Source organism: Streptococcus sp. 263_SSPC (assembly GCF_001071995.1).
Classification (GTDB): domain Bacteria; phylum Bacillota; class Bacilli; order Lactobacillales; family Aerococcaceae; genus Granulicatella.
Genome location: NZ_JVNU01000034.1, coordinates 1 through 809, shown reverse-complemented (window position 1 = coordinate 809; position 809 = coordinate 1). Strand labels below are relative to the sequence as shown.

Genomic DNA, 809 nt, shown 5'->3' with positions numbered 1-809 from the left:
AATGGATCAAGTTTGTAAGTACCTACTTGTTTTCCATCTTTCATTGCTGGTAATTCAGTCGCATCTGTTGGTTCACCTGTAGCTGGATCAATGAATTTAGCTGGTTGATCAGCGTCAATCTTCATTGGTACTTCAGAGTCGCCTTCTGTAAACTTAGGAGTTTCTTTTTGAGTTTGTCCTTGTTTACCTGTTGTAGTCTTATCTTCACCAGTTGGTGTTACACCTGTTACAGTTGGTGTGTACTTAGCTGTCGCTGGTGTTCCGTTCGCGTCTTTAGCTTGAACAGAAATTTCGTCTGGAGTTCCAACAAAGTCTTTATTAGGTTTAAACGTTACTTCACCAGTATTTGGGTTGATTGTGTAAGTACCCACTTGTTTACCATCTTTCATCGCTGGTAATTCTGTAGCGTCAGTTGGTTCACCTGTTTCAGGATCGATGAATTTAGCTGGGTTATCAGCGCTAATTGTGATTGGTGCTACTGGATCACCTTCGGTGAATTTAGGTGTTTGTTTTTGTTCTTGTCCTTGTTTTCCAGTTGACTCTACATCTTCAGCTGTTGGAGTTACTGGTGTAACTGTTGGTGTGTATTTAGCTGTTGCTGGTGTTCCGTTCGCGTCTTTAGCTTGAACAGAAATTCCGTCTGGAGTTCCAACAAAGTCTTTATTCGGTGTAAATGTTACTTCACCTGTTAATGGGTCGATTGTGTACGTACCCACTTGTTTCCCATCTTTCATCGCTGGTAATGTTGTTTCATCTGTTGGTTCGCCTGTTTCTGGATCAATGAATTTTGCTGGTTGATCAGCATCGAT

1 protein-coding gene is annotated in these 809 nt (G+C 41.3%); it reads right to left on the bottom strand.

Annotated features, from left to right (window positions below; translation table 11 throughout):
* A partial coding sequence (locus ADH02_RS05520; RefSeq protein ID WP_048783264.1) for an Ig-like domain-containing protein occupies positions 1-809 on the bottom strand: 809 nt, incomplete at both ends.